Source organism: Micromonospora phaseoli, from assembly GCF_900109115.1.
In the GTDB taxonomy this organism is placed as follows: Bacteria; Actinomycetota; Actinomycetes; order Mycobacteriales; family Micromonosporaceae; genus Micromonospora; species Micromonospora phaseoli.
This window is the reverse complement of the sequence record NZ_FNYV01000014.1, coordinates 117,643-142,946: the sequence shown is the minus strand read 5'-3', so window position 1 is coordinate 142,946 and position 25,304 is coordinate 117,643. Positions and strand designations below refer to the sequence as shown.

The following is a 25,304-nucleotide window of genomic DNA, read 5'->3' as shown; positions in this document are numbered from 1 at the left end:
CGCGTCGCTACCGCCCGTCGCCCACGACGCCGCTACGGTGGGGCATCATGCGTCTGACGGTCGGCCCCCTGTCTCCCACCGTGTACTGGCGGCGTCGCGCCGTCGTGCTCGGCGCGGTTCTGCTCTTCCTGGTTGTCCTGCTCTACTCGTGCAACGGGCAGGACGGCGGCAACGACGCGACCGGCAACGGTGAGTCCGACCCGGGCGTGGCGACCGGCACGCCGACTCCCACCGGCTCGGTGCTGACCCCGCAGACCGGTGCACCCCCGTCGGGCGACGCCGGTGCCGACCCGTCCACCCCGGTGGACGACCCCGACACCGAGCCGAGCCTGAGTAACGATCCGCCAGCGGTCAACCCGGCGTCGGACGAGGGCACCTGCGCAGACACGGAGCTCTCGGTGACCGCCACGGCTCTTCCCGGGCAGGTCGCCGCCGGTGCCGCCGTCGATCTCCATCTGAAGGTCCGCAACCGCTCCGACCGCACGTGCAGCCGCGATGTCGGCGCGACCGCCCAGGAGCTGTACATCAAGTCCGGCGCCGAGGTGATCTGGTCGTCGGACACCTGCGGCACCGCCGCCGGCTCGGACGTGCAGTCCTTCACCCCCGGATTCGAACGCGCCTACCAGGTCAGCTGGAACGGCAGGGACAGCAGTCGGTGCGCCAACGGCCTGGCGAACGGCCCCGAGGTGCAGTCCGGGACGTACGAGGTCTTCGCGCGGGTGGGCACCAAGCTGAGTCAGCCGGCGAAGCTCGTCGTCCGCTAGGGCAGTGCCCACGGCGGACGTCGGCGGGGTCACCCGGCCCGGTCAGACGTAGCGCTCCAGGATGGACGCCTCGGCGAGGCGGGACAGCCCCTCGCGTACGCCGCGGGCCCGGGCGTCACCGACGCCCTCGACGGTCTGTAGGTCCTCCACCGTGGCACCCAGCAACCGCTGGAGGCTGCCGAAGTGGACCACCAGCCGATCCACCACCGCCACCGGAAGGCGGGGCACCTTGGCCAACAGCCGGAACCCCCGGGGGCTGACCGCGGCCTCCAGCGCGTCGGAGGCCGCCGGATAGCCGATCGCCTTGGCGACGGAGACCAGGTCGATCAGCTCGGTCGCGCTGAGCAGATCCAGCTCGACCAGGGCCTCGTCAAGCGTGCGGGGCTTGCGGCCGGTGGGTAGGTAGTCCCGGATGACCAGGGTGCGGTCGGCGTCGACGCCGGCCATCAGCTCGTCCAGTTGCAGGGCCAGCAGCCGACCGTCGGTGCCCAACTCGACCACGTACCCGGCGATCTCGTCCGCGATCCGGCGGACCATCTCCAGCCGCTGCACCACGGCCACCGCGTCGCGCACGGTGACCAGATCCTCGATCTCCAGTGCGGAGAGGGTGCCGGAGACCTCGTCCAAGCGGAGCTTGTACCGCTCAAGGGTGGCCAGCGCCTGGTTCGCCCGGGAGAGGATCGCCGCCGAGTCGTCCAGCACGTGACGCTGGCCGTTGACGTAGAGGCTGATGATCCGCATCGACTGGCTGACCGAGATCACCGGGTAGCCGGTCTGCCGGGCGACCCGCTCCGCGGTGCGGTGCCGGGTGCCCGACTCCTCGGTCGGGATGGTCGGGTCGGGCATCAGGTGCACCGCCGCCCGGACGATCCGGGTGCCGTCGCTGGAGAGCACCACCGCGCCGTCCATCTTGCACAGCTCGCGGACCCGGGTCGCGGAGAACTCGACGTCCAGCGGGAAGCCGCCGGTGCACAGGCCCTCGACCACCTTGTCGTAGCCGAGCACGATCAGCGCACCCGTCCGGCCGCGCAGGATGCGTTCGAGTCCGTCACGCAGCGCGGTCCCCGGCGCCATCAGGGCCAGGTTGGCGCGGAGCGGGTCGCCGGTGCCGCCGCCCCCGGTCACGCTCACACTGATCGGACGGGCTGGCGAGCCCACGGGGCCGGTGCGGGCGTGGAGTGTCGCGCCGGCAGGCTTGGTGGTATCGCGGTCGATCGGCACGGGCACAGTCTACGGACTGCCCTGCGGTGGGTGCTCTCGTGGTTACTGTGATGTGTCACGATTCCGCCCCACCCGTCCGGCCCGTCCACCAGAGACGCGGCTCACTCCGCCGATGCCCGGGCCGCGGCCTGCAACGCCGAGCGAACGTCGCCGACCTCGATCACCTGCATCTGCTCGGGACCGGCGCCGGTGCTCGCGGGCCCGCAGCCGGGCGGCACCAGGGCCAGTCGGAACCCGAGCCGGGCGGCCTCCGCCAGCCGGCGTGGCACCGCCCCCACCCGTCGTACCTCGCCGGTCAGACCGACCTCCCCGATCGCCACCAGGTGCGGGGCGATCGCCAGGTTGAGCCCACCGGAGGCGACGGCGAGAGCGACGGCCAGGTCGGCCGCCGGCTCCACCACCCGGATGCCGCCGACGGTGGCCGCGAAGACCTCCCGGTCGTGCAGGGTGAGTCGTTCGGTACGGCGCTGGAGAACCGCCAGCACCATCGCGAGCCGGGCCGAGTCCAGGCCCGAGACCGTACGCCGGGGAGAGCCCGCCACCGTCGCGCCGATCAGGGCCTGCACCTCGGTGACCAGTGCCCGGCGGCCCTCCATCGCCACCGTCACGCAGGTGCCCGGCACCGGCTCGGAGTAGCGGGTCAGGAACAACCCGGAAGGGTCGGCGAGGCTGCTGATGCCGCCCTCGTGCATCTCGAAGCAGCCGACCTCGTCGGCGGCACCGAACCGGTTCTTCACCCCGCGCACCATCCGCAGCGAAGAGTGCTTGTCGCCCTCGAAGTGCAGCACCACGTCGACCAGGTGCTCCAGCACCCGCGGGCCGGCTACCTGGCCGTCCTTGGTGACGTGGCCGACCAGCACGGTCGCGACCCCGCGTTCCTTGGCGACCGCGACCAGGGCGGCGGTGACGGCCCGGACCTGGGTCACCCCGCCCTGCACCCCCTCGGTGCCGGTGGTGGAAATGGTCTGCACCGAGTCGAGGACGAGCAGGCCGGGCTTGACGGCGTCGAGATGACCGAGCACCGCCGCGAGGTCGCTCTCGGCGGCCAGAAAGAGTTGGTCGTGCAGGGCACCCATCCGCTCGGCGCGCAGCCGCACCTGGCTGACCGACTCCTCACCGCTGACCACCAGTGACGGGCTGCCCGCCCCGGCCGCCCACTGCTGGGCGACGTCGAGCAGCAGGGTCGACTTGCCGACCCCCGGCTCCCCGGCGAGCAGCACCACCGCTCCGGGCACCAGGCCGCCGCCGAGAACCCGGTCGAGCTCGCTCACCCCGGTGGGCCGCGCCCGGGCCGGCGCCGCGCTGATCGTGGCGATGGGTCGGGCCGGCTCGGCGGGCATCCGGGAACTGACCACCCGCCCGGAGACGGTCGGGCCGGTGACAGTGCACTCGATCACCGAGCCCCACTCGCCGCACTCGGGGCAGCGCCCGACCCACTTCGGTGGCTGGTGACCGCAGGCGTCGCACTCGTACGCGGGACGGGGCTCGCGGGGGGTGGCCCTGCCTCGCCCACCGGTCGTGGCCCGGGAGGGGGTCGATCGGGAGATGCTCACCTGAGCGACGCTAAACCCCCGGTACGACGACAGCGCCGCCGGCATGGGTTCACCACGCCGGCGGCGCCGCCGGAAAACTCTGGAACCGGCTCAGTGGCCACCCTCGCCCTCGTACTCGGTGTGCCGTTCGATGATCGGCGACGGCTGCGGGGCGGGGCTGAGTGGCACGGCGACCGGCGCGGGAGTGGTGACCGTGTCGCCGCCGCCGAAGTCGAAGGTCAGCGTGACGTTCTGGCCTGCGAGCAGCGCCCCGCTCAGACCGACGAGCTGGAGCACCTGCTCACCCTCGGTGTTCAGCTGTACGTAGCTGAGCGACGGGATCTCGATCCGGGCCGGGCCGGCCGAGGGGGACTCGGTAGGGCTGGGCGACGGTGATCCGTCCGGGGAGGGTGATCCGTCCGGGGAGGGTGATCCGTCCGGGGAGGGTGATCCGTCCGGGGAGGGTGAGCCCTCCGGGGACTCCTCCGGCGACGGGGAGGTGGTCGGCGACGGGTTGGTCGCGGCGTCGACCGTGGTCAGCACCACCTCGCGGGCGTCCGGCGAGGTCACGGTCACGGTGACCGGATCGGGGGAGTCGTTGTAGAAGACCACGTTGAGCACGGCGTTGCCGCCAGCCTGGTAACCCTCGACGCCGGGGTAGGCGACGAGGGCGCTGCGTACGCCGTACTTCCCGCCGCCGGCCTGGATGTTGACGCCCTGGATCGACGGCACCTTGTTGGCCGTCTCGGAGATCTGGCCGGCGCCGCACCCCGACAGCAGCAGCCCCGCTGCCGCCGCGATCCCGGGCAGCAGCACGGCAGCCCGCCGGGAACCCCTGATCGAGCGCGTCACGTCGGTCCTCCTCGTCACGATCACACCGGCTACGCCGCCGGACCCGCTGGCCATGCCCGTGCAGACCGCGCTCCAGGGTAGTTGGGGCTGATCGAGACCCGCACGCCGACCCTGAGCTGCCACCTGCGGGAGTGAGGCTCAGACGAGCCGACCGCTCGTGACCAGCAGGATGACGTCGATCAGCGCGACCAGCATCACCGCCCGGAAGGCGACCACGGGTCGGGCGGCCGCCCGGTCGGCGGTTCGGCCCGCGTACCAGGCCAGTAAGAAGATCACGACGGCGGCGGCGATCGCCGCGAGCCCCACGCCCGACGGCGGCCCGGGCGGCCCCAGCACCAGCGTGCCGGTCGCCGCGATCAACAGCCCGACCGCGGCGGCCCGGCTGCCCCTTGGGCCCAGCCGGTGCGGCAGCCCGCGGACCCCCGTCCGGGCATCGTCGGCCAGGTCGGGCAGCACGTTGGCGAAGTGCGCGCCGGCACCCAGCAGTGCCGCGGCGGAGACCAGCCAGACCGGCGGTGCCGGTGCCCCGGGCAGCGCCAGCACCACGAAGGCGGGCAGCGCCGCGAAGGAGACCGCATACGGCAGCACCGAGCCCGGCGTCGACTTCATCGGCCAGTTGTAGAGCAGCGCCGAGACCAGGGCGACGGTGGCGCAGAGCGCGGCCAGTGGGTTCGTGGTCAGCGCCAGCGCCACGGTGGCGCCGGCGGCCAGCGTGGCGGCCACGGCGACCGTGTCCCGGCCGACCGCGCCGGAGGCCACCGGCTTGTCGGTGCGCCCTACTGCGGCGTCCCGGTCGGCGTCGAGCAGGTCGTTCGTCCAGCCGACCGCGAACTGGCTCGCCGCCACGGTGAGCGCCACCGCGACCACTGCGCCGGGTGGATGGCCGACGCCGACCGCGAGCAGACCGGCCACTGTGGTGACCGCAGCGGTCGGTTCCGGATGGCTCGCCCTGACCAGCCCTAACACCGTTGACGACATAACGGAAGTCTGGTCGTTACCGGGGAGTCGTGCCACGCTCGTTGCCATGCGTGACGCTGGCCTGAGCCTGCCCCGCAACGATCCGCGCCAGTACGACGACCTGGCCGGCGAATGGTGGCGGCCCGATGGCGCGTTCGCCATGCTGCACTGGCTGGCGCGGGCACGGGCGGCGTTGGTGCCGCCAGCGGTGCGGCCCGGCGCACTCCTGGTCGACCTGGGCTGCGGTGCCGGGCTGCTCGCCCCGCACCTGGCCGGCAGGGGTTACCGGCACGTGGGCGTGGACCTCACCCGATCGGCCCTGGCCCAAGCGGTCACACACGGCGTCACGGCGGTCAACGGTGACGCCACGGCGGTGCCGCTCGCCGACGGCTGCGCCGACGTGGTGGCCGCCGGTGAGCTGCTGGAGCACGTCCCGGACTGGCGCGCGACGGTGGCCGAGGCGTGCCGCCTGCTGCGTCCGGGCGGCCTGCTGGTGCTGGACACGCTCAACGACACCGCACTGTGCCGGCTGGTCGCCGTGCACATCGCCGAGCGGCTGCCCACCGTGCCGCGCGGCATCCACGATCCACGGTTGTTCGTGGACGACCGCGAACTGGTGGCCGAGTGTGCCCGGCACGGTGTGGACCTGCGCGTACGCGGCATTCGTCCGGGCGTGCCCGGGCTGCTGCGCTGGCTGGTCCGTCAGGTTCGCGGCGGCGGCGCCCCCGCCGATCAGGCGCCGCGCATCGTGCCGACCCGGTCGACGGCTCTGCTCTACCAGGGCCGCGGGGTGCGCGGCGGATAGCTGATCCGGGTGGGGGTATGGGAATGGGCGAAGAGGAGGGGGTCCTATTGAGCGAGCGCGGCAGTACGCGGGCAATGGCCACCGCGCGGCGGCTGGCACCCCGGCTGGCGGCCCGGGCCGCCGCGCACGACCGGGACGGCTCGTTCCCGGCCGACGACTCGTTGGGCATCGCGGCTGTTGGCGGCGACCCGGACCGTGATGGATCGACCCCTCGTTGGTGAGTGTGGGGAATCCGAGCGAGAGGAAGGTGGAACCGTGTCCGTACCGGTGATCGCGGGCCTGGGCACGGCCCATCCGCCCTCCGCGAACCAGCAGGAGCTGTGGGAGAAGTTCTTCTCCCAGCACTACTCGGGCACCACCCGGGCGCTCGCCCAGCGGATCTTCGCCAACTCCGGCGTCACCCGCCGGCAGGCGGCGGTCAGCCCGCTGATCGAGGACGTCTCCGACTGGCCGACCGAGCGGCGGATGCGTCGTTACCAGGTCGAGGCGTTGCCGTTGGGCAAGGAGGCGGTCGGCCGGGCGTTGACCACGGCCGGCCTGCACGCCGGCGACATCGGGCTCTTCGTGGTCTGTTCGTGCACCGGGTACGCGACGCCCGGGCTGGACATTCTGCTCGCTCGGGACCTGGGCATGGCCCCGTCGACCCAGCGGATGTTCGTCGGCCACATGGGCTGCTACGCGGCTCTGCCGGGGCTGGGCGCGGCGAGCGACTTCGTCACCGCCCGGGGGCGTCCGGCGCTGCTGCTCTGCAACGAGCTGACCAGCCTGCACCTGCAGCCTTCGTCGGCCCGGGTGGACACCCAGCAGATCGTGTCGCACGCCCTCTTCTCCGATGCGGCGGTCGCGGTGGTGATCGTTCCCGGCGGCCGGGGGTACGCCGTGCGTGAGGTCGCCTCGGTGACTGACACCTCCACCGCCGACCACATGACCTGGGACGTGACCGACACCGGATTCCGGATGGGCCTGTCGCCCAAGGTGCCCCAGGTGCTGTCGACCCACGTCCGAGGGCTGGTCGACGACCTGCTGGCCCGGCACCGCACGGATGTGTCCGGGGTGGACGGCTGGGCCGTACATCCGGGCGGGCCGCGCATCCTCGACGTGGTCGAGCGGGAGCTGGGCCTGGCACCGGCGGCGCTGGCCGCCTCGCGGCAGACCCTGGACGAGCACGGCAACTGCTCGTCGCCGACGGTGCTGCTGATCCTCGACCGGCTGCTCCGGTCCGCGCCATCTCCGCGCCGGGTGATGATGCTGGCCTTCGGCCCCGGGCTCACCCTGTACGCCGCGCTGCTGGAACGCCATCCCTGATCAGCCGGGCGAGCTACCCTTCGGTTATGGACGTCGATGTCAGCCACCGGCTGCGCGGCACCGTACTGGTCGGTGGCGCAGTGGTGGCGTTGACCCTCGGCGGCTGGTGGTGGCAGGCGCAGGCACCGCCAACCTTGACCGGTGCAGGGGTCGCCGCGCAGGGCTCCTCGACGGCCGCTACCTACTGGCGGGAGGACCCGGTCACCGGCGTCATGACGCCCGAGCACCCCGACGGCGCCTCCTTCTTCCGGGTTGATCCGGGTACGGGCGGGTTGATTGGCGAGATCGACAACACCGCCGGGGGAACGGTCTCTGATCTGTCAGGCCGGGGATGGGCGGGCGGCGAGGTGGTGTGGACCGAGCGGGTGGAGCTCGGCCCCGGCGCGGCGGTAGTCCGGCAGACCAGGATCGCCCACGACGAGCGGCACCTGCTGACGTTCACCTGCACCGGCCCGGGTGACCTGTTGGTCGTCGTCACCGGAGCCCGGGCGGCCGATCCGCTGACCGCCGCCTGCGACGGCGCGGTGGCCACGACGGAGGTCATCGGTACGGGCGCTTCCGTCCGGGTGGCTCTTTCGCCCGCCGGTGCGGCGGCGGTCAAGGTGCAGGCCCGACTGATCGCCCTGCGCTGAGCGGCGCGGCCCCGCCCGGCGACCTCCCGCCTTCGAGCGGGTCCACCCCCGATCGCGGCGGGTGGCCTCAGCCGGCCAGCCGGACCAGTTCGGCCTGGTGATCAGCGATCGAGTCGAGCTCGGGCACCACCAGGGTGATCCGCCCGGACCGGTCGACGAGCAGGGCGGTCACCGCTCCCTGGCTGGCCGGAAAGTGCAGGAAGGCGCGTAGACCGCCGGCCGGGTCGGCGAGCGCCCGTACCCGGGTGCCGGCGGGTGCGGCCCTCGGGTGGACGCCGGCCACCGTGACCACGTTCACTCCGGCCGGCGCCATCGCCGCTGCCTCGGCGACCGCGCCGGGGCAGGCGCACCCGTCCACCAGCAGCACCACGGCCGGCAGCAGCCCGCGCAGGGCCACCGGCGACTGCTCGACGTCGACCAGGTCCAGAGCCGGTAGCGGGCGACCGGTCAGCTGCGCCGGCGCCGGGTCGGGAGTGCTGGTGGCGGGTCCGGGCGAGCGGCCGGCCCGAGGCCAGGTGACGACCGCCAGGCCGGCGATGGTGGTCAGCACCGCGATGACCAGTACGAGTACGGGGCCGGCCGGCGGACGCCAGCGGCGATGGTGGCCCGCCGTACGGCGACGTCGCTCGCGACGGAGCTGTTCGGCCTCGTCGGCTAGGGCGGAGGCGTCGTCCGGGACGACCACCCGGCCCCACTCGGGAGGCAGGTCGGGTAGTCCGGGACCGTCGGCGTCAGCCTTGCCCATTACGACCCCCTGGAACCTTGCGGGTGCGCGGCGCGGCACCCCTTCAGCGTCCCGCATCGGGCCCGGTCCCGCTACTGCTGCCCAGACCTGGGTGAGGGGGGATACCATGGGAAGGGTGCATAGCCCCTGATCATGGCGCTGGTGCCTAGGGACCTCGGCGCTTGCGCCTCGGAATCTGGGCGGTTGTGCCCCCGGAAGCCTGGCCCTTGCGCCACGGGAAGCTGGGCGCTCGTGTCGACGGATCTCGACGGTTGCGTCTCGGATCTCGATCTTGACGATGACCGTGTTCCGGTGGTCATCCCTAGGTTACGGAGCGTGTTCGGATCATCGGCTGGGCCGTCTGTCAAGCCGAAGAAATACCTCTCACAGGGCCCCTGAGCTGCGCCAACGGTCAGGACAGTCGTGAGACATCGGTGCCTGAGCGTGTTACCCTAGACACAGCGAAAGGGGTTTCGAACCTATGGTTTTCAGTGTCGGCGAGACCGTTGTTTACCCCCACCACGGGGCCGCACTCATCGAGGCAATCGAGACTCGGGTCATCAAGGGCGAGCCCAAGCAGTACCTCGTCCTGAGGGTCGCGCAGGGTGACCTGACGGTCCGGGTACCGGCCGAGAACGCCGAGATCGTGGGTGTGCGCGAGGTGGTGGGCGAAGAGGGCCTCGGCAAGGTCTTCGACGTTCTCCGGGCTCCGCACACCGAGGAGCCGACCAACTGGTCGCGGCGTTACAAGGCAAATCTGGAGAAGTTGGCCTCCGGTAATCCGCTCAAGGTGGCCGAGGTCGTCCGCGACCTGTGGCGCCGCGAGCGGGAGCGGGGGCTGTCCGCGGGCGAGAAGCGCATGCTCGCCAAGGCCCGCGACATTCTCGTCGGCGAGGTGGCGCTGGCCGAGAAGAGCACCAAGGACGAGGCGGAGACGCTGCTCGACAAGGTCCTGACCGAGGCCTAGTCGGCACAGCATCGTCGTACCCGATTCGTAGCGAAGAAACCATCGAGGACCGCGACGTGACCGCGCAGCTCAATCCGCGCGGTGACGTCGCGGTCCTCGTGCCTGCGGCCGGTGCCGGGGTACGCCTGGGGCCCGGTCGACCGAAGGCGCTGCGGCTGTTGGCCGGGGAGCCGCTGCTGGTGCACGCGGTCCGTCGGCTGGCCGCGGCCGGGTCGGTGCACACCATCGTGGTGGCCGCCCCGGTGGCGGAGGTCTCCGCCGTACGTGAACTGCTCGCCCCGGTCGCCCCGGTGACGGTGGTGCCCGGCGGGGCGGAGCGGCAGGCCTCGGTGGCCGCCGCGCTCGCCGCCGTGCCGCCCGGACCGGACATCGTCCTGGTGCATGACGCGGCGCGCGCACTTGTCCCGCCCGAGCTGGTGGAGTCGGTGGCCGCCGCGGTCCGGGCGGGCCATGACGCGGTGATCCCCGTCCTGCCGATCGTCGACACCATCAAGGAGGTCGACGCGGCCGAGTTGGTGCTCGGCACCGTCGACCGGTCCGCGCTACGCGCCGTGCAGACCCCGCAGGGGTTCCGTCGGGCGGTGCTGAGCGGTGCGCACGCCGTCGCCGCGGACGCCCTCACCGATGACGCCGGATTGGTCGAGAAGCAGGGCGTGCCGGTGTTCTGCGTACCCGGCTCGGAGCACGCCCTGAAGATCACCAGACCCTTCGACCTGGCGCTGGCCGAGCACCTGCTGGTGACCGAGCGGTAGCGCGTACCCTCGGGTCATGATCGTTCCTCGGGTGGCCATCGGGACCGACGTGCACGCCTTCGAGGCCGGCCGGCCGTGCTGGGTGGCCGGCCTGCACTGGCCGGAGCAGGACGGCCTGGCCGGCCACTCCGACGCGGACGTGGCCGCACACGCCGCCTGCAACGCGCTGCTCTCCGCCGCCGGTCTGGGTGATCTCGGTGCCAATTTCGGGGTGGGGCAGCCCGAGTGGGCCGGGGCCAGCGGGGTGGCCCTGCTCACCGAGGCGGCCCGTCGGGTGACCGCCGCCGGCTTCGCCATCGGAAACGTGTCGGTGCAGGTGGTGGGGAACCGTCCGAAGATCGGCCCGCGCCGGGAGGAGGCCCAGCGGGTGCTCTCCGAGGCGGTCGGCGCGCCGGTCACCGTCGCTGCCGCCACCACCGACGGCCTGGGGTTCACCGGGCGTGGTGAGGGGCTCGCCGGGATCGCCGTTGCCCTGGTGTACGAGCAGCCGAGCGCCTAGGCTCGCCGCGATGTCCGCCGACGTGCCCACCGATCCGCCCGCCGCCGACGGCTACCTCGAACGCGCCACGCTCCTCGCCGAGCTGGGCCGCTACGACGAGGCCGTGGCCGAACTGGGCTTCGCTCTCGCCCTCGACCCCGCCGCCGCCGAGGTGTCGACGATGCTGGCCCGGGTGCAGTTGGCCGCCGGCCGGCCCGCCGAGTCGCTCGCTGCGGCCGAGGCCGCCGTGGCCGCCGCGCCGGGGCAGATTCCGCCGCTCGTCGTCCGTGGGCTGGCCCTCGGTGACCTGGAACGGTACGGGGAGGCGGCTCGTACCGCCGACGACATCCTGGCGCTCGGCCCCGAGGACGCGTACGCCCAGCGGAGCGCGGCGGCGATCCTGGCCGGCTCCCGTAACGGGCAGCCCGCGTTGAACGCGGCCTGGCACGGGGTGGAGCTGGCCCCCGAGGAGCCGCAGGCGCATCTGGTGCTGGGTCTGGTCGCGGCCAACATGCGGTTGTACGACCTGGCCGAGCGGGCCTACCGGGAGGCGCTGCGGCTCGACCCGAGGCTGGCCGAGGTGGGCGACGAGGTCGGGGTGCTGCGGTTGGAGCAGCGACGCTGGACCGCGATGCTGGAGCGACTGGCCGAGGCCGCGGTCGGGAACCCGGCCCCGCCCGAGCCGCCCCGCTCCGAGCCGCCCTCCTCCGAGTCGCCCCGCCCGGATGCAGCCGGACCGGATGTTTCCCGCCCCGAGGTTTCCCGCCCCGATCTGGACCGTGCCGGCGCGACTGATGCGGACCGTACCGGCGCTGGCCCGTACGAGCCTGGCCGGCGGGATGAGCGCCGGGAGCCGTCCGCCTTCGATGCGACCGGGTCGTTCGGCACGGACCAGATCGGCTCGGCCGACGTGGGGCCGGTCGTCGCGCGCCGGACCGTGCCGGCCGGCCTGCGGCAGTTCGTGCTCCGTGGCTCCGGTTGGTCGCTGGTGGCCGCCGTGCTGGTCGCCTGCTCGGCCGCGACCGGCCCCGGGTTCTCCCGGCTGGTGGCGGTGCTGGCCGCGGCCGGTGGCGGCGTCCTGCTCTGGCAGCAAGCGGCGCGGCTGCCCGACCTGCGCCGGACCGTCCTGCCCGTGCTGCGGCGCACCGACCGCACGCTCGCCGTCGCCGTCTACGCGACCGGCGTCGCCCCCGCGCTGATCCTGCTCTACGCCCTGTCCGGCAGCCCGTGGTCGCTGGTCCTGGCCATCGCGGCCGCCTCCATCGCGGTCTCGGCGGTGTTCTCCCGCCCGGTGGCCTGACCGCCCCGAGACCCGCCCTAGGGGCGGCGGGCCCAGGTCCAGGCGTACGCCTCGTCCTCGCACTCGGGTGCGGCGTCGCAGAGGTCGAGCGGGCGGAAGGTGTCGACCATGACGGCGAGTTCGTCGAAGTAGTCCACCCCGATGGAGCGTTCCGCCGCGCCGGGCTGCGGGCCGTGGGTGAAGCCGGACGGGTGCAGCGAGATCGAACCCTGCTCGATGCCGGAGCCGCGACGGGCCTCGTAGTTGCCGCCGGTGTAGAAGAGCATCTCGTCGGAGTCGACGTTGTGGTGGTGGTACGGCACCGGGATGGCGTCCGGGTGGTAGTCGACCTTGCGGGGCACGAACGAGCAGATCACGAAGTTCGGGCCCTGGAAGGTCTGGTGCACCGGCGGCGGCTGGTGGATCCGGCCGGTGATCGGCTCGAAGTCGTGGATGGAGAAGGCCCACGGGTAGAGGTGCCCGTCCCAGCCGACCACGTCGAACGGGTGGTTGGCGTAGACATGACGGGTCCACCCGCGCCGGTGGCGGACCAGTACCTCCACGTCTGTGCCGTCGACCAGCAGTGGAGTGTCCGGTCCCCGGACGTCGCGCTCGCAGTACGGCGAGTGCTCCAGGAACTGGCCGCGTACGGAGAGATAGCGCTTGGGCGGGCCGATGTGCCCGGACGCCTCGATCGCCAGCAGCCGGGTCGGCGCGTCACCGGTGGGCACCAGGCGGTGCACGGTCGAGGTCGGGATGATCACGTAGTCGCCGGCGACCGCGTCCAGCACACCGAAGGTCGACTCGACCCGCAGCGTGCCCGACTCGACGTACAGGCACTGGTCGCCGGTGGCGTCGCGGAACAGCGGGGAGGGGCGGTCGGCCAGGACGTAGGCGATCCGCACGTCGTCGTTGGCGAGCAGGTAGCGGCGACCGAGGATCGGGTCGGCTCCGCTGCCGTCGAGCTTGTGGGTGCGCAGGTGCCGGGGCTTGAGCGGCAGGTTGGGCACCCGGGGCACCGACGGCGGGGTGAACTCCTCGGCGGCGACGATCGCGGTCGGCGGGTACCGGTGGTAGAGCAGGGACGAGTCGGAGGAGAACCCCTCCTGGCCCATCAGCTCCTCGGTGTAGAGGCTGCCGTCGGGTTGCCGGAACTGGGTGTGGCGCTTGCGTGGCAGCTCGCCGACGCTGCGGTAGTACGGCATGTCGCCTCCCGGTCACCCATCAGCGCGTCCGATAATCGGACGCTGTTGTCCGCTTCTTGTAGCGTCCCGTACATTCTTGTCTCGTGTCAACGCAGCTGCCCGCACTCGTCGCCGGCCTGGTCGACGACGCCGCCGTGTTCCCGCCGGGCAGCGCGTCGCTGCCCGACGCCGTCGCCGCGCACCGGCGGCACCGTGCCGCCTGGTACGCCGATCTGGTCGGCCCCCTGCTGCTACCCGCCTCGGCGGTCACCGCGGGCGAGCTGAGCGGCCTGGTCGACCCGGCCGAGGGCCTCGCCATCGGGCTGATCGGCGACACCGGCCTCGGCCGGCTGCCCTTCGCGCTGTCGTTCCTGCCTCCCCTCGGTGTTCGCGCCCGGCAGATCGAGGCGCCGGTCGCCCGGCGCGGCGAGGACCCGCAGCCCGGCCTGGCGGAGCTGGTGAAGCTCACCGAGCGACTGGACGGCGTCTCCGTCTACGCGGAGATTCCGTTGACCTTCGGGCTGATGGGCGCCCTGGATGCCCTCGCCGACGCTCGGGCCGGCGGGCTGCCGGTCGCCGCCAAGTTCCGCACCGGTGGTCTGGCCGTCGAGCTGTTCCCGACGCCCGCCGAGCTGGCCGCGGTGATCTGCGCCTGCCGGGACCGGGATCTGCCGTTCAAGCTGACCGCCGGGCTGCACCACGCGGTTCGGCAGGTGGACCCGGAGACCGGCTTCACCCATCACGGGTTCGGCAACGTGCTCGCCGCGACCCTGGCCGCCGCCGACGGGGCGGCGGTGGACACCGTCGCCGAACTGCTCACCGTGCGCGACGAGCGACCGCTGGTCCAATGCACCGACGGGCGACACGACTCGGCGCGCCCCCTGTGGGTGGGCTTCGGCTCGTGCAGCATTACCGAACCGCTGACCGATCTGATCCGGCTGGGGCTGGTGAACGGGGGATACGAAGCATGACCGCTGGCAAGAGTTGGGTGCCGGGCACCGACGGGTCCGGGTACGGGGTGCACCACCTGCCGTACGGGGTCTTCCGGGTGGGTGACGGCGAGCCTCGGATCGGCGTACGCGTCGGGGATCTCGTACTGGACCTGGCCGGCGCGGAGGCTGCCGATCTGGTGCTGGCCGGCGGGGCGCTGGGCCGGCCGACGCTCAACACCTTCCTGGCGCTGGGCCGCCCGCAGTGGACCGCCGTGCGACAGCGGATCACCGAGCTGCTCACCGACGTGGCGCACCGGGCCGCGGTGGAGCCGCTGCTGATTCCGCTGGACGAGGTGCGGATGGAGCTGCCCTTCGAGGTGGCCGACTACGTGGACTTCTACTCGTCCGAGCAGCACGCGACCAACGTCGGTCTGATCTTCCGCCCGGGCCAGCCGCCGCTGCTGCCGAACTGGAAGCACCTGCCGATCGGCTACCACGGGCGGGCCGGCACGGTGGTGGTCTCCGGCACCCCGGTGGTGCGCCCGCACGGCCAGCGGCCCAGCCGCGAGGGACCGGTCTTCGGCCCCTCGGCCCGCCTGGACATCGAGGCCGAGGTCGGATTCGTGGTCGGTGTGCCGAGTCCGCTCGGCCGCCGGGTGGCCGCCGCCGACTTCGCCGATCACGTCTTCGGCGTGGTGCTGGTGAACGACTGGTCGGCCCGGGACATCCAGGCCTGGGAGTACCAGCCCCTGGGACCGTTTCTGGGCAAGTCGTTCGCCACCTCGGTCGCCGCCTGGGTGACCCCGCTGGACGCGCTGCGGCATGCCTTCGTGCCGGGGCCGGAGCAGGATCCGTCGGTCGCCGATTACCTGCGGGACGAGCCGCACCAGGGGCTGGACCTGCGGCTGACGGTGAACTGGAACGGGGAGCCGGTCATGCGGCCGCCGTTCGCCGGCATGTACTGGACGCCGGCCCAGCAACTGGCCCACCTGACCGTCAACGGCGCCTCGCTGCGCACCGGTGACCTGTATGCCTCCGGCACCGTCTCGGGCCCCCGGCGCGACGAGGTCGGCTCGTTCCTGGAACTCAGCTGGGGCGGCACCGAACCGGTCACCGTCGGCGGGACGGAACGCACCTTCCTCGCCGACGGCGACACGGTGACGATCACTGCCACCGCCCCCGGGCGTGATGGCCTCGTCATCGAGTTGGGCGAGGTGGCGGGCACGGTTCTGCCTGCTGAGTGACCTGAACCCGACACCGGCCCTTGATCGCACCGGCTGTGCGATCGAGGACCGTCACCGTCGTCGTTGATCGCCTCGGAATTCCTGTCGCCATGCCGCGCCGGACCGAATGGTGCCCCCCGTTCCGGTCGGTCCGGCCCTGGCTGGCGAGACGTCTAAAGCTGAGGGAGATGACGACGATGCATGATCTGGTGGGCGCGGTCTGGCGGACCAGCAGCCGATCGAACGACCAGGGCCTCTGTGTGGAGGTGGCCGACAATCTGGCCGGTGTCCACGGTGTGGTGGGCGTACGCGACTCGAAGGACCAGGCCGGGCCGGCGCTGGTGGTCAGCCCGGTGGGCTGGACCGCGTTCGTCGACGCGATCCGGGCGGGGCAGTTCGTCGCCTGACGTCGCAAAGGGGGTCTCCGGCGGAGGATTCTCCGTCCAGGGGCCCCCGAGCCGCGTTCACGCCGCGTACCGTCGGTGCCACGGGAGGTGGCATGTCGACTGTTGCGGTCAGGGGTCTGGTCGGGGCAAGCGCGGCCGACCTGTGGCCCGTGCTCATCGACCTGCCACGGCGTGCACCCGACGGCGGGCCGGTCGAGGTGTTGACCCCCGGGGGGTTCGGTCCGGGAACGTCCTGGCGCGAGACCCGGCGCCGGCCCGACGGCGGCACGCTGACCGAGGAGTTCGTGGTCCTGGCGGCCGAGCCGCCACGGCGGCTGGTGCTCGGCTCGCCGGGTGACGGCGTCGACTACCGGATCACCTGGACGCTGCGTGACGTGCAGCGTCGCCGGCGTCGCTGTGCCGTGGTGACTGTGACGGTCCGGGCGCAGCCCGCCGCCACCTCCGGACGGGCCGTCGCGCTGCTGCTCGGCGGCCTGGCGGCGCGGGCGACAGAGAAGGTGCTGCGGCAGGAGCTCGCCGCGCTGGCCGCCGCCGCCTGTCACGCCGAGGCGGCCTGACCCGCCGACCTGTCCCGCTGGCTGATCCGACCCGGGTCGCCCCGCCCACGAGCTGCCGCGACCGGCATCAGACCGACGGCGCCGGCTGGGTAGGGTGCCGTGCGGAGGTGCGGCATGGGGTGGGCGACGGGTCGGCGGCGGGTCGTGGCGGCGGTGACGGCGCTCGGTGTCGCCGCGGCGGCCGCGATCATCGCGTACCGGGTACTGGCCCCGGCCGAGGTCAGCACCACCGCCCGGGGCGACTATCCGGCGCTGCACGTGCCGGAGGCCGGGGTGGTGGGCCGGCTGCCGGTCGCCCCGCTGATCGTGGACGGCCGGCTGCGGGTGTACGCGGCGGCACGCCAGGTCTACGCCGACCGCCCGGTCGACAGCCGGTACCGGAGCACGCCGTTCTGGTCCTACCGGCGCTGGCCGGCGACGTTGGACGCGGTGGTGGCGAGTGGCACCACGGTGGTCAGCCGGTGGTCCGACGGGCAACTGGTGGCGCTCGACGCGCGTACCGGTCAGGTCGCCTGGCGGGCGGACGGGCCGGAACCGGGCCGCGAGCGCGCGGTGCGGCGCACCGGCACGGCCACCGTCTGGCAGCCGAGGGAGCTCTCGGTGAGCAGGGTCGCCGACGGTCGTGAGGTGGTGGTCACCGCCGGCACCGATGAGGTGCGGGCGCTCGACCTGACCGACGGCGGGCAGCTGTGGCGCGCCGAGGTGGACTCCGGCTGCCGTGAGCCGGTGGGCACAAGCTCCCTCGGCCAACTGCTCACCATGGACGGCTGTGACGGGCCGACGGTGGTCGAACTCCGTGACGCGGCGACCGGGGTGGTGGACGCCCGGTGGCGTCCCCCGGGCGCCGGTGACGAGCTGGCGGCGACACCGCTCGGCTGCGGATCGGCCGGCGCTGGCTGCGCCGCGCTGCGCACCGCCGGGTCGGGTGACGTGGCGGCGCAGGGCTGGCTGCTCGGCCCGGGCGGCCCGGTCCCGGCGCCGGCGCTGGACGGCCCGGGTACCGAGCTGGTCGACCGGACGGCGGTGGGCATGGCCGACGGAGTGCTCGTCGGTCGTTCAGCCGCTGACGGCACGCAGCGTTGGCGGACGGTGGTCGGCCCGGGCCAGGTGATCGCCGTCCAGCCCGGCCGGGTGCACGTCCTGACCGAGGAGAACGAGCTGGTCACGCTGGATTCGACGACCGGTGCGCAGCGGTCCCGGTTCGTGCTGGACATCGGGTCCGACGGCACGGGATGGGCACCGGGCGACGCGTACGCGACCGACGGGTACGTGGTGGTGGAGCGGCTGCGCCGCCCGGTCGACCTCGACGGGGACGACCAGCGGTACTACCTCACCGCCGAGGCGTTGATCATCGCCGCGACCGGATAGCTGCAAGTCCCCTAAATGCGGACAAAAGCGACGTAATCTTGCGGAGAGCTTCCGGGCCGGTCCACTGGGGGATGGTGGACCGGCCCGGTACCGATCAGCGGCTTGACCGTGGACGCCGGGGCGGCTCAGCCCAGCGCCGCCTCGGCCGCGGCCAGGAAGGCGTCGTTCTCGGCCGGCGTGCCGATGGTGACCCGTACCCCGTCGCCGGCGAACGGACGGACGATCACGCCGCGCGACTCGCACACCTTGCCGAACTCCACCGCCTGGTCCCGCAGCGGCAGCCAGAGGAAGTTCGCCTGACTGGCCGGCACATCCGGGACGAGCTTGCCGAGCGCCTGGCTGACCCGCTCCCGCTCGGCCACCACCAGCGCACACCGCCGGTGCACCTCGTCCGCCTGGGCCAGCGCGGCCAGCGCCCCGGCCTGGGCGGCCATGCTGGTGGAGAACGGGGTGACGACCTTGCGTACCGCCGCCGCCACCGCCGGCTGCGCGACCAGGAAGCCGATCCGCAGACCAGCCAGACCCCACGCCTTGGAAAGGGTGCGCAGCACCGCCACGTTGGGCCGGTCGGCGTAGCTCAGCCCGTCCGGCACCTCGGGGTCGGTGACGAACTCCCGGTACGCCTCGTCGATGACCACCAGCACGTCGTCCGGCACGGCATCGAGGAAACGGTCCAGCTCGGCCCGGCGTACGGCGGTGCCGGTCGGGTTGTTCGGGTTGCAGACCAGAATCATCCGCGTGCGATCGGTCACCGCGGCGGCCATCGCCGCCAGGTCGTGCCCGTGCCCGGCGTCGTTGGGCACCTGCACGCTGGTCGCGCCGCTGGTCGCCGCGATGATCGGGTACGCCTCGAACGACCGCCACGAGTAGACCAGTTCGTCGCCGGGCAGGCAGGTGGCCCGCACCAGGTGCTCGGCCAGCGCCACCGAGCCACAGCCGGTGGCCACCCGGTCGAGGTCCACCCCGTACCGCTCGGCGAGCGCCTGGCGGAGCGCGACGACGCCCATGTCGGGGTATCGGTGCACTCCGGCCGCGGCCTCGGCGACCGCCTCCACCACGCCGGGCAGCGGGCCGTACGGCACCTCGTTGCTGGCCAACTTGATCGCCTGCGGCAGGCCCAGCTCACGGGCCAGGTCGGCCGGGCTGCGGCCGGGCACGTAGTTCGGCAACGCGTCCAGGTCGGCGCGGGTCAGTCGCACTGTCGGCCGCCGTGGTCCATCGGTCATGGGGTCTCTCCCGGGGGGTTGGCGCGATCGTCGGGGGTGTGGGGAAGCTGGACCACCACGGTCTGCGCCCGCTTGTCGTGCAGGGCCTGCCGCATCGGGTGGTCGAAGAGTGGGGAGAGCGCATCGACCAGCTGGAGCAGCAGCCCGAGGCCGCAGCAGTACCAGAGCAGGGTGGGCAGGCCGAGGGTGTTCCACCGGCGCAGCGCCCGGCCGAAGCCCAGCGGCGCGTCCGCCTCGACCGGCACCGCCTTGACGCGCAGCAGCCGCTTGCCGAAGGTCTGCCCACTGGCCGCCATCGACGGCACCTCGTACGCCAGCCAGAGTGCGGTGGCGATCAGCAGGATCACCACGATGAGCGCGCCGGCCTGGTCGCCCGCCGCCGGCAGCGGATCGGTGGTGCGGTCCTGCTCCTGGACCCGGCGCCAGAACTCGTTGAAGGCGGGGGAGAGTTCCTGCAGGTAGCGCCAGACGAACCAGCCGTTCACCAGTGCGTTGAGCGCGAAGACAACGCCGAAGTCGATCAGGCGGGCGCCCAGCCGGGTACCGAACGAGGCCAGCGGCATTCCGTGCGGCCGAGGCGCGGGCGGGCGCCCGGGCCAGGTCGGGTACGGCCAGCCGGGCGGCGGGCCCTGCGGTGCGTCGCCGGCCTGCCAGCCGGGCGGTGGGCCCTGGCGCCAGTCAGTCGGCGGGGTGCTGCCGGGCGGGAGACCGGCGGCGGGGGGCGCGGAGGCCGGCCCGGCGGCCTGGGGTGTCGGCTCGGCCTGGGGTGTCGGCTCGGGCGTCGGCTCGGGCTCGGGCGTCGGCTCGGGCTCGGGTGGCGGTGGGCCGTCGGGCGGTGTGGCGTCGACCGGGATGGGCGCGCCGAGCCAACCCTCGCCGTCCCAGTACCTGCGGGTCTGCGGGTCGGCGGGGTCGACGTACCAACCGGGTGCCACGCTCATGACGTGGCCTCGCTGCGCTCATTCACCTCGACACCTTAACGACGACGGTTCCGGCGAACTTGTCGTGGAGGCACTGCTGCCAGGGTTTGTCCCACAGCTGCCAGAGTCCGTCGACGTAGCTGCCGCCGGGCACCAGGGACCCGCCGACGAACTGCACGAGGTACCGCTTCCCGGCCGTGCGCCGGTCGAGCGTGCTTGTCGGATCGAGCGGGACCACGCGCAGGTTCATCACCTTCTTGCCGAGGGTCTGCCCGGTCCGCTTGAGGTACTCCACGTGGTAGAGCCAGTAGAGCCCCAGCATCAGCGCGAACAGCCCGAGTTGCAGCAACACGATCAGCACGAAGAACTCCCCGAACACCTCCGGCTCGGTCGGGCCGAACGTGCCGTCCGGGTTGGCCCGGGTCATCTCGTCGAACATCCGGAACCAGATGATCAGAATCGGCGGCACGAACAGCACCATCATGATGCCGGTCGCGATGGCCGTGTCGATCAGGTACGCCAGCAGCCGGTCGCTGAAGCTCGCCAGCGGCTGGCCGCCCGGACCCAGCACCGGTGGTGGCGGACCGGCAGCCCATCCGGGCGGGGGAGGCCCCGGCGGCCAGCCCGCTGGGGGAGTCTGCCCCAGCGGGCCCGGCTGTCCCGGAGGCGTCTGGACGGGCGGGGCCCACCGTGACGGAACCGGGGGTGGGCCGGTGGGCGGCGCGACACCGCCGGCCGGGGGCCCGCCGGCCGGCGGTGTCGGGTGCGCTGGAGGCTGGGTCACGCCCGACAGTGTTACAGGTTGCCGCGCTGTTCCTGCTCCCGCTCGATCGCCTCGAAGAGAGCCTTGAAGTTGCCCTTGCCGAAGCCGAGCGAACCGTGCCGCTCGATGAGCTCGAAGAAGACGGTCGGGCGGTCCTGTACCGGCTTGGTGAAGATCTGCAGCAGGTATCCGTCCTCGTCCCGGTCGACCAGGATCTTGCGGGCCTTCAGCTCCTCGATCGGCACCCGCACCTCACCGATGCGGGAGCGCAGCTCCGGGTCGTCGTAGTACGAGTCCGGCGTGTCCAGGAAGTCGACACCCGCGGCCCGCATCGCGTCCACGCTGGCCAGGATGTCGTTGGTGGCCACCGCGATGTGCTGGGCGCCCGGGCCCTGGTAGAACTCCAGGTACTCGTCGATCTGCGACTTCTTCTTGGCGATGGCCGGCTCGTTGAGCGGGAACTTCACCTTGCGGGTGCCGTTCGCGACGACCTTGCTCATCAACGCCGAGTAGTCGGTGGCGATGTCGTCACCGATGAACTCCGCCATGTTCGTGAAGCCCATGACCCGGCGGTAGAACTCGACCCAGTCGTCCATCCGGCCCAGCTCCACGTTGCCGACGACGTGGTCGACCGCCTGGAAGAAGCGCTTCGGCTGCACCCCGGCGTCGATCATCGGCCGCCGGTCCACGATCGGTCCCCGGGAGACGAAGCCGGGTAGGAACGGCCCGCGGTAGCCGGACCGGTCCACCAGCGTGTGCCGGGTGTCGCCGTAGGTGGCGATGGCGGCCAGCCGTACCGTGCCGTGCTCGTCGGTGACGTCGTGCGGCTCGGCGAGGCCGGTGGCGCCCTGCGCGGTGGCGTGGGTGTACGCGGCGTCCACGTCCGGCACCTCCAGCGCGATGTCGCTGACGCCGTCGCTGTGCCGGGCGACGTGATCGGTGCCGTCGGCGTCCGGCCGGACCGCGCCGGTGAGTACGAAGCGGGCGGAGCCGCTGGTCAGCACGTACTCGGCGTGGTCCCGGTAGCCCTGCTCCGGGCCCCGGTAGGCCACGCAGGTCATGCCGAACGCGGTGGAGTAGTAGTGCGCGGCCTGCTTGGCGTTCCCGACCAGGAAACGCACGTGGTCGAGGCCCTTGACCGGGAAGGGATCACTGCTGGTGTCGTGGTCGACGGCGCCGATGAGGGCGTCCACGTCGACCTCCTCGGCCGGTTGGGGTCGGTCGATCGCCTGGGTCATGGTGGCCTCCCTCGCGTACCGGCCGGCCTGGTGGGCCGACGGGATCGTGTGTTGCTGCGCCGAGCATCGCGGTGAGCGGCCTCACTGAGCAACACACTCCACCTACGCTGGTCAGGTTGCACAAACGGTATGGTGTTTGCGCATGAGCACTGGTCAGGTTGTACAGCTCGACGAGCTGGACGCGAGACTCATCGAGCTACTCGCCGAGGAACCCCGGATCGGGGTGCTGGAGTGCTCGCGCCGGCTCCAGGTGGCCAGGGGCACCATCCAGGCCCGGCTCGACAAGCTGGTCGGGCGGGGCGTCATCGCCGGGTTCGGGCCGGATCTCGGCCCCGCCGCGCTCGGCTTCACAGTGACCAGCTTCGTCACCCTGGAGATCAGCCAGCGGCACGGGCACGACCCGGTCACCCGCCATCTGGCGGCGATCCCGGAGGTACTGGAGGCGCACACCATCACCGGCTCAGGTGACCTGCTCTGCCGGATCGTGGCGCGCTCCAACACCGACCTCCAGCGGGTGATCGACCAGATCGTCGCGTACGAGGGGATCACCCGGGCCTCGACGATCATCGCCCTCGCCGAGCAGATCCCCTACCGCGTCCTGCCTCTCCTACGCTCCGCCGTGCGGTAGGGCGGGCGTTTCAGCTCTCGGTGAGGGCGTCGCCGAGCGGGGTACGCCGGTAGCGGACGGACCGGCCGGCCCGGACGCGGGTGACCAGGCCGGCGTCGCGCAGCACCGACAGGTGGTCGCCGACGCCACCCAGACTCAGTCCCAGCTGGGCGACGAGCTGGCTGGTGGTGGCGGGCACCGCCAGCGACCGCAGTACCGCCGCCCGGGCACGCCCGACCAGGCGATCCAGCGCGTCGTCGGTGCGGCCGGGGTCGGGCGGCCCGAGCAGTTCGGCCACCCCGGAGGCCGGGTAGACGATCGCGAACGGCCAGGGCCTTTCGACGTAGGTGATCAGGGCGCCGAACACGGTGGGGACGAAGAGCAGTCCTCGGCCGGCCAGCGCGTGGGTCTGCGGGTCGTTGTTGGTGACCTCGATCGCGCCGACGTCACCGCCGGGAAGCCAGCGCAGCCGCTGGTCCAGGTCCGCGATGGCGGCCCCCCAGCCGTACGCGAGCAGCCGTCCGGCCCGATGCAGCAGATCCCGTTCCAGTACCGCCCGCAGGCGTGGCCAGTCGGGCTGGACCAGTGTCGTCCAGGCCGCCTCGATCGCGTCGGCGAGCTGATCGACCACGGTCGGTGACTGGTAGATCCGGCGGGCGTACGCCGGTGGTGTGGGGCGGGGTCCGGCGAGGTTGCGGGCCAGTTCGTCGCGGGCCTGGGCGAGTGGGGTCGCCCGGACCACGGCCAGCTCGCCGGCGAAGTCCCGCGCGGTGCCGTCCGGTGGCGGCTGGATGAAGTCGGCGTTGTAGCCACCCCGGCGCAGCAGGGCCAGCAGTGCGCCCACCGCCGGCAACTCCCGCCGCAGCCGCTCGTAGGCCGGTCGGGTCCGGGCCACCCACGGGGCCAGGCCGACCGTGGCGCGCTGGCCGGCGTGCAGCCGCAGCGCGGAGACCGCCTCGCCCAGCGGCGAGATGGCGTACCGGCTGGCTGCCACGTCGGCCGGGGTGACCTCGATCCGCATCACGTGACCTTTCGTTCCGTGGCGAAAGGATAGTGCCGATCGAGGGTACGCCCCATGCTGGCCGCCGTGGACAACACCAGCATGAACGCGTCTCCCGTGCTGGCCGACCGGCCGGCCACCTTCCGGGACGTCTTCGCAGTCGTCGAGTTCCGGGTGATCTTCGCCAGCTTCGGGGTCTTCATGATCGGCGAGACGGTGAAGATGCTCGCGCTCTCCGTGCTGGTCTACGAGCGGACCGGATCCGGCCTGCTCGCCGCGCTGGCCTACGTGACCGGTTTCCTGCCGCACGCCCTGGGCGGGCTGTTCCTGTTGGCGTTGGCCGACCGCTGGCCGGCCCGGGCGGTGATCGTCGGCTACGACCTGGTGCGGCTCGCCACGGTGGCGGTGCTCGCCACCGGCGTGCTGTCCCCGCCGGCGATGCTCGGGCTGGTCGCCGTCGTGGCCCTGTTCGGCCCGGTCAGCAGCGCCTCACGGACCGCCTTGCTGCCCGAGGTGCTGCACGGCGACGCGTACGTGCTGGGACGCTCGCTGCTCAGCGTGGCCGCCGGCGGCACCCAGGTGGCCGGGTTCGCCGTCGGTGGCCTGCTGCTCGGGTTGGTCGGCCCGTACGGCGCGCTCTGGCTGACGGCGGTTACCTGTGGCCTCGCCGCGCTGTTGGCGCGCCTGGGTCTGGCCCGACGTCCGGCCCGCGCCCGGACAGCACAGGCCGCCGCCCGCTCGGTGCCGGTGCCCGCAGAGTCTGCGTCGGCAGTGGCCAGGTCTGCGTCGGCAGTGGCCGGGTCTGCGTCGGCAGTGGCCGGGTCTGCGTCGGCAGTGGCCGGGGCGGTGCCGGACGGGACGGCGGCTCCGGTCGGTGCCGTCCGGGAGACCCTGCGGGTCAACCGCGCGCTGCTGGCCGACCGTCGGATCCGGGGGCTGCTGCTCGCCCAGTGGCTACCCGGTTCGCTGCTGGTCGGCGCGGAAGGGGTGGCCGTGCCGTACGCGGCCGACCTGGGGCCGGGCGCCAGCGCCGGCGTGCTTCTGATGGCCGGCGCGGGCGGCATGCTCGTCGGCGACCTGCTGGTGGGCCGCTTCGTGGCACCGGCCCGCCGGGAGCGCTTGACGCCGTGGCTCGCGCTGCTGCTCGGCGTACCGATGCTGGCGTTTGTGGCCGGGCCGGCGCTGCTGCCCGCCGCGGCCCTGTTCGCGGTGGCCACCGCGGGCTTCGCCTATCAGTTGGGGCTGGCCCGACGGTTCCTCGATGCGGTTCCCGAGGCGCGCCGGGGGCAGGCGTTCGGACTGGTCAGCACGGGCATGATGGCGGGGCAGGGGCTGGCCGCGGCGGGTGCCGGCGCACTGAGCGAGGTGTTGGCCCCGGGGTTGGTGATGGCGATCGCGGGTGCCGCGTCGGCGGTCGCGACGCTGCTCCTGTGGCCGATCCTCACGCCCGGCCGCCCGAGCGCGTCGGCTGCTCACGCCCGGCCCGGCGCCTGATCGTGCCCGCCTGCCGTCTGGTACCTCCGAGTGTTAAGCGGGGCCCCTTCTGGTACGTCAGGCGTTAACAGGGGGCCCTTCCTTGCGCGACACGCGGGGCGGTGCGGGCGGTGGCGG

General features: G+C 72.9%; 26 protein-coding genes and 1 pseudogene. 16 read left to right on the top strand and 11 right to left on the bottom strand.

What is annotated here, in order from left to right:
- Positions 1 to 47 precede the first annotated feature (47 nt).
- Positions 48 to 764 carry a hypothetical protein gene (locus BMY89_RS26755; RefSeq protein ID WP_092382842.1) on the top strand — a complete coding sequence of 239 codons (717 nt, stop codon included), beginning with the start codon at positions 48 to 50 and terminating at the stop codon, positions 762 to 764.
- 42 nt (positions 765 to 806) lie between these two features.
- On the opposite strand, the gene disA is transcribed toward BMY89_RS26755, so the two are convergent.
- The 4 genes from disA to BMY89_RS26735 form a co-directional block, all read right to left on the bottom strand.
- A complete protein-coding gene (gene disA, locus BMY89_RS26750) occupies positions 807 to 1,985 on the bottom strand; it encodes a DNA integrity scanning diadenylate cyclase DisA (protein ID WP_092382841.1) in 1,179 nt (392 codons plus the stop codon).
- Between the two features lie 101 nt (positions 1,986 to 2,086).
- A complete protein-coding gene (gene radA / locus BMY89_RS26745; RefSeq protein WP_372433230.1) occupies positions 2,087 to 3,583 on the bottom strand; it encodes a DNA repair protein RadA in 1,497 nt (498 codons plus the stop codon).
- 45 nt (positions 3,584 to 3,628) lie between these two features.
- Positions 3,629 to 4,369 (bottom strand): hypothetical protein, encoded by a 741-nt coding sequence (locus tag BMY89_RS26740; RefSeq protein WP_092382840.1) that lies wholly within the window; start codon positions 4,367 to 4,369, stop codon positions 3,629 to 3,631.
- Positions 4,370 to 4,507: 138 nt separating this feature from the next.
- Complete coding sequence (locus BMY89_RS26735) at positions 4,508 to 5,395, bottom strand: UbiA family prenyltransferase (RefSeq protein WP_232521561.1); 888 nt, start codon at positions 5,393 to 5,395, stop codon at positions 4,508 to 4,510.
- Here BMY89_RS26735 and BMY89_RS26730 point away from each other — a divergent pair.
- From BMY89_RS26730 to BMY89_RS26715, 4 genes are read left to right on the top strand one after another with little or no spacing between them, the layout of a single operon-like run.
- Positions 5,394 to 6,131, top strand: a complete 738-nt coding sequence (locus tag BMY89_RS26730; protein ID WP_092382838.1) for a methyltransferase domain-containing protein — start codon at positions 5,394 to 5,396, stop codon at positions 6,129 to 6,131. The two genes, BMY89_RS26735 and BMY89_RS26730, sit on opposite strands and share 2 nt — an antisense overlap.
- A 23-nt stretch (positions 6,132 to 6,154) precedes the next feature.
- On the top strand, positions 6,155 to 6,352 hold the full coding sequence (locus BMY89_RS26725; RefSeq protein ID WP_092382837.1) for a hypothetical protein: 198 nt from the start codon (positions 6,155 to 6,157) through the stop codon (positions 6,350 to 6,352).
- Between the two features lie 34 nt (positions 6,353 to 6,386).
- Positions 6,387 to 7,436 carry a type III polyketide synthase gene (locus BMY89_RS26720; protein WP_092382836.1) on the top strand — a complete coding sequence of 350 codons (1,050 nt, stop codon included), beginning with the start codon at positions 6,387 to 6,389 and terminating at the stop codon, positions 7,434 to 7,436.
- 26 nt (positions 7,437 to 7,462) lie between these two features.
- Positions 7,463 to 8,068 carry a hypothetical protein gene (locus tag BMY89_RS26715; RefSeq protein ID WP_092382835.1) on the top strand — a complete coding sequence of 202 codons (606 nt, stop codon included), beginning with the start codon at positions 7,463 to 7,465 and terminating at the stop codon, positions 8,066 to 8,068.
- Between the two features lie 67 nt (positions 8,069 to 8,135).
- Here BMY89_RS26715 and BMY89_RS26710 read toward each other — a convergent pair whose 3' ends face one another.
- Positions 8,136 to 8,813, bottom strand: a complete 678-nt coding sequence (locus BMY89_RS26710; RefSeq protein WP_092382834.1) for a hypothetical protein — start codon at positions 8,811 to 8,813, stop codon at positions 8,136 to 8,138.
- A gap of 460 nt (positions 8,814 to 9,273) precedes the next feature.
- On the opposite strand from BMY89_RS26710, the gene BMY89_RS26705 reads away from it, so the two are divergent.
- The 4 genes and pseudogenes from BMY89_RS26705 to BMY89_RS31590 all read left to right on the top strand — a co-directional run.
- The gene (locus tag BMY89_RS26705) at positions 9,274 to 9,759 is read left to right on the top strand and encodes a CarD family transcriptional regulator (protein WP_007073334.1); all 486 of its coding nucleotides are present in this window, start codon (positions 9,274 to 9,276) and stop codon (positions 9,757 to 9,759) included.
- 56 nt (positions 9,760 to 9,815) lie between these two features.
- The gene (gene ispD / locus BMY89_RS26700; RefSeq protein WP_092382833.1) at positions 9,816 to 10,511 is read left to right on the top strand and encodes a 2-C-methyl-D-erythritol 4-phosphate cytidylyltransferase; all 696 of its coding nucleotides are present in this window, start codon (positions 9,816 to 9,818) and stop codon (positions 10,509 to 10,511) included.
- 16 nt (positions 10,512 to 10,527) lie between these two features.
- Positions 10,528 to 11,010: a 2-C-methyl-D-erythritol 2,4-cyclodiphosphate synthase gene (gene ispF, locus BMY89_RS26695; RefSeq protein WP_092382832.1), complete on the top strand. Its 483-nt coding sequence runs from the start codon at positions 10,528 to 10,530 to the stop codon at positions 11,008 to 11,010.
- A gap of 10 nt (positions 11,011 to 11,020) precedes the next feature.
- Positions 11,021 to 11,659: pseudogene (locus BMY89_RS31590) on the top strand (tetratricopeptide repeat protein); the annotation flags it as partial.
- A 647-nt stretch (positions 11,660 to 12,306) separates the two neighbouring features.
- On the opposite strand, the gene BMY89_RS26685 reads toward BMY89_RS31590, so the two are convergent.
- On the bottom strand, positions 12,307 to 13,473 hold the full coding sequence (locus BMY89_RS26685) for a homogentisate 1,2-dioxygenase (protein WP_092382830.1): 1,167 nt from the start codon (positions 13,471 to 13,473) through the stop codon (positions 12,307 to 12,309).
- A gap of 83 nt (positions 13,474 to 13,556) precedes the next feature.
- On the opposite strand from BMY89_RS26685, the gene BMY89_RS26680 reads away from it, so the two are divergent.
- From BMY89_RS26680 to BMY89_RS26660, 5 genes are all read left to right on the top strand, one after another.
- A complete protein-coding gene (locus tag BMY89_RS26680) occupies positions 13,557 to 14,423 on the top strand; it encodes a hypothetical protein (RefSeq protein ID WP_092382829.1) in 867 nt (288 codons plus the stop codon).
- Positions 14,420 to 15,628 carry a fumarylacetoacetase gene (fahA, locus tag BMY89_RS26675; RefSeq protein WP_092382828.1) on the top strand — a complete coding sequence of 403 codons (1,209 nt, stop codon included), beginning with the start codon at positions 14,420 to 14,422 and terminating at the stop codon, positions 15,626 to 15,628. Before BMY89_RS26680 ends, fahA begins: the two co-directional genes overlap by 4 nt.
- A 176-nt stretch (positions 15,629 to 15,804) precedes the next feature.
- Positions 15,805 to 16,014 carry a DUF397 domain-containing protein gene (locus BMY89_RS26670; protein WP_092382864.1) on the top strand — a complete coding sequence of 70 codons (210 nt, stop codon included), beginning with the start codon at positions 15,805 to 15,807 and terminating at the stop codon, positions 16,012 to 16,014.
- A 92-nt stretch (positions 16,015 to 16,106) separates the two neighbouring features.
- Complete coding sequence (locus BMY89_RS26665) at positions 16,107 to 16,571, top strand: SRPBCC family protein (protein WP_092382827.1); 465 nt, start codon at positions 16,107 to 16,109, stop codon at positions 16,569 to 16,571.
- Positions 16,572 to 16,685: 114 nt separating this feature from the next.
- Positions 16,686 to 17,939 carry an outer membrane protein assembly factor BamB family protein gene (locus BMY89_RS26660; RefSeq protein ID WP_092382826.1) on the top strand — a complete coding sequence of 418 codons (1,254 nt, stop codon included), beginning with the start codon at positions 16,686 to 16,688 and terminating at the stop codon, positions 17,937 to 17,939.
- A 125-nt stretch (positions 17,940 to 18,064) separates the two neighbouring features.
- Here the strand turns inward: BMY89_RS26660 and hisC are convergent, their stop codons facing one another.
- The 4 genes from hisC to hppD form a co-directional block, all read right to left on the bottom strand.
- Positions 18,065 to 19,165: a histidinol-phosphate transaminase gene (gene hisC, locus BMY89_RS26655; protein WP_092382825.1), complete on the bottom strand. Its 1,101-nt coding sequence runs from the start codon at positions 19,163 to 19,165 to the stop codon at positions 18,065 to 18,067.
- Entirely contained in the window at positions 19,162 to 20,106 is a 945-nt protein-coding gene (locus tag BMY89_RS26650; RefSeq protein WP_092382824.1) for an RDD family protein, read from the bottom strand. The genes hisC and BMY89_RS26650 overlap by 4 nt, the downstream gene beginning before the upstream one ends.
- 22 nt (positions 20,107 to 20,128) lie before the next feature.
- Positions 20,129 to 20,656: an RDD family protein gene (locus BMY89_RS26645; RefSeq protein ID WP_232521563.1), complete on the bottom strand. Its 528-nt coding sequence runs from the start codon at positions 20,654 to 20,656 to the stop codon at positions 20,129 to 20,131.
- A 224-nt stretch (positions 20,657 to 20,880) separates the two neighbouring features.
- Complete coding sequence (gene hppD, locus BMY89_RS26640) at positions 20,881 to 22,086, bottom strand: 4-hydroxyphenylpyruvate dioxygenase (protein ID WP_092382822.1); 1,206 nt, start codon at positions 22,084 to 22,086, stop codon at positions 20,881 to 20,883.
- Positions 22,087 to 22,228: 142 nt separating this feature from the next.
- On the opposite strand from hppD, the gene BMY89_RS26635 reads away from it, so the two are divergent.
- The gene (locus BMY89_RS26635) at positions 22,229 to 22,714 is read left to right on the top strand and encodes an Lrp/AsnC family transcriptional regulator (protein WP_092382821.1); all 486 of its coding nucleotides are present in this window, start codon (positions 22,229 to 22,231) and stop codon (positions 22,712 to 22,714) included.
- 10 nt (positions 22,715 to 22,724) lie between these two features.
- On the opposite strand, the gene BMY89_RS26630 is transcribed toward BMY89_RS26635, so the two are convergent.
- Positions 22,725 to 23,714, bottom strand: a complete 990-nt coding sequence (locus BMY89_RS26630; RefSeq protein ID WP_092382820.1) for an ArsR/SmtB family transcription factor — start codon at positions 23,712 to 23,714, stop codon at positions 22,725 to 22,727.
- Between the two features lie 54 nt (positions 23,715 to 23,768).
- Between BMY89_RS26630 and BMY89_RS26625 the strand changes: the two genes are divergently transcribed.
- Entirely contained in the window at positions 23,769 to 25,187 is a 1,419-nt protein-coding gene (locus BMY89_RS26625; RefSeq protein WP_372433232.1) for an MFS transporter, read from the top strand.
- Positions 25,188 to 25,304: the final 117 nt, after the last annotated feature.